2 protein-coding genes are annotated in these 2,401 nt (G+C 73.7%); one reads left to right on the top strand and one right to left on the bottom strand.

Annotated elements, in window-relative coordinates; genetic code table 11:
- A partial coding sequence (locus D180_RS18595) for a glycosyltransferase (protein WP_017913972.1) occupies window positions 1–1,086 on the top strand: 1,086 nt, incomplete at its 5' end.
- A gap of 253 nt (window positions 1,087–1,339) precedes the next feature.
- Here the strand turns inward: D180_RS18595 and priA are convergent.
- Window positions 1,340–2,401, bottom strand: a 1,062-nt coding sequence (priA, locus tag D180_RS18590) for a primosomal protein N' (protein WP_017913971.1), incomplete at its 5' end; no start/stop codon positions are given.

Raw genomic sequence — 2,401 nt, 5'->3', positions numbered from 1 at the left:
GCGCCGGCGGCGTTGCCGTTGCCGCCGCTGCAGCGACCTACCGCGCCGGCCGGTGTCGACGCCGCCAACGACTGCACCCGCTGCGGCCGCAGTGCCTGCCATCGCCATGTGCCAGCGGTGCCCGATGGGCTGCACCGCACCTGGCTGGTCGATGAGGACTGGCCGGAGTTCGCCACGGACCGCCGACGCCGGCAGCAACCCGGCGACCGCGTGCTGGCGCTGCCGCGGACCAGCGTCGCGGCCTTGCGCGCGGCGCTGCTGAGGCGCTGGTGGTTGTGGCGCGGCATGCCGTTGCCGCAGGCGCGCCAGCGCGCGCAGCGCATCCGCCTGCAGGCGCTGCGGCGGCGCCTGGGCGCGCGCGATGTCGACCTGGTGGTGCCGCAGAGCCTGTTGCCGGAGCTATGGCTGGCCGGCGAGTTGCAGGGCCGGCGCTGGGACGTGTACATGACCGCCTTGCCGATGCATCTGCTGCAGGCGCGCCTGGACGTGGCCGCGCAGCGGCATCCGCACAGTCCCACCCTGCGCGATTTCCGCGCCGATCCGGCGCTGGTCGCCGCCGAGCGTGCGGCACTGGCGCAGGCGCGGCGCTGGATCACCCCGCACCGCGAACTGCTGGCGCTGGCCGGCAGCCGCGGCCTCGCGCTGGCATGGCAACGGCCGGCGCTCCCGACGGTCGCGGGGGAGCATGCGGTCATCACGGCGGACGCCGCGCCGCTGGTGCTGCTGGCGGCCTCGGCGCTGGCGCGCAAGGGCGCCTACGAACTGCGTGAGGCGGTGCGTGATTTGCCGCTGGTGTTACTGCTGCCGCCGGGTGCGCAGGAGGTGCCGGACTTCTGGAGCGGCATCGCGGTACAGCGGGTCGCGTCGATGGCCGAAGGCGTGCACGCTGCTTGCCTGGTGCTGCTGCCGGCGTGGATCGAGCAACAGCCGCGCGGCCTGTTGCTGGCCATGGCGCTGGGCAAGCCGGTGATCGCCACCGCCGCCTGCGGCCTGTCCGCGGACGCTGGCGCGTGGCGCTGCGTGGAGGCCGGCGACAGCGCCGCGCTGCGCGCGCAGGTGATCGACGCCTTGGGTCTGGCGGGCTGAGCAACGCACGAGGTGTCACGGCCGCTGGCGCGTTGCCCGCCTGCCTCGCTACGCGTCAAGCGGATGCGCTGTTCCTCTAGAGCGGCTCCGGGGGGAATACGGGTGGTGTCGCGATACGCGCCATTGCCTCATGCCTCGTAACAGCGGCTTCAACCGCGACGAAGCACTCCCGGTAACGCCTCATCGCGGCTGAAGCCGCTTCTACGGCATTGGACAGCGCGTCGGTTCTGCCGAGCTGCCACCACTCGCCGTGTCAGTACAGATCCTGCGGATCCACATCCAGCGACCAGCGCACCCGCCGTGCCTGCGGTAGCGCGTGGATCGCCGGCACCGCCGCGTCCAGCAACGCGTGCAGCGCGCGCCGCGTGTTGGCCGACAGCAGCAACTGGGTGCGCTGGAAACCGGCGCGGCGCGGCATCGGCGCCGGCATCGGGCCGAAGCGCTGCACCTCGTCCTGCACCGGCAGCAGCGCGCGTACCGCGGCGAGGAAGGCGTTGGCGTGCTCGACCTGCTTGGCCTCGGCGCGCAGCAGCGCCAGGTGCGCGAACGGCGGGAAGCCGGCGGCCTCGCGTTGCTCCAGTTCCGCGGCGGCGAAGGCGTGGTAGCCGCCGTGCACCAGGGTCTGCAGCAGCGGATGCGCGGGGTGGTGGGTCTGCAGCCAGACCTCGCCCGGACGCGCGGCGCGGCCGGCGCGCCCGGCGACCTGGATCAGCTGCTGCGCCAGCTTCTCGCTGGCGCGGAAATCGGCGGAGAACAGCCCTTCGTCGATGCCCACCACCACCACCCGGCTCAATTGCGGCAGGTCGTGGCCCTTGGCCAGGATCTGGGTGCCGACCAGGATGCCGGGCGCAGTGCCGAGCGTGGCCAACTGCGTCTCCAGCGCATCGCGGCGCTGGGTGGTGCTGCGGTCAATGCGCAGCACCGGCACGTCCGGGAATGCCTGCACCAGGCGCTCCTCCAGGCGTTCGGTGCCGATGCCCTGCGGCTGCAGGGCCAGGCTGCCGCAGTCCGGGCAGGCCAGCGGCGCCGGCTGGCGCGCGCCGCAGTGGTGGCATTGCAGGCGCCGGCCGCCGGCGTGCACGGTCATCGGTGTGGCGTGCAGTGGGGTGCTGCAGCGCTGGCACGGCGCGGTCCAGCCGCAGTCGTGGCACAGCAGCACCGGCGCATAGCCGCGGCGGTTCTTGAACACCAGCACCTGGCCGCCGTCGGCCAGTGCCGTGCCGATCCCGGCCAGCACCTCCGGCGACAGCCCGTCCTGCAGCGGCCGCTTGCGCACGTCGAGCACGCGCACCGTCGGCGGCTTGGCGTCGCCGGC

The sequence above is a fragment of the Xanthomonas sp. SHU 166 genome (assembly GCF_000364685.1).
Lineage (GTDB): Bacteria > Pseudomonadota > Gammaproteobacteria > Xanthomonadales > Xanthomonadaceae > Xanthomonas_A > Xanthomonas_A sontii.
This window is presented reverse-complemented; position numbering and strand designations above follow the sequence as displayed.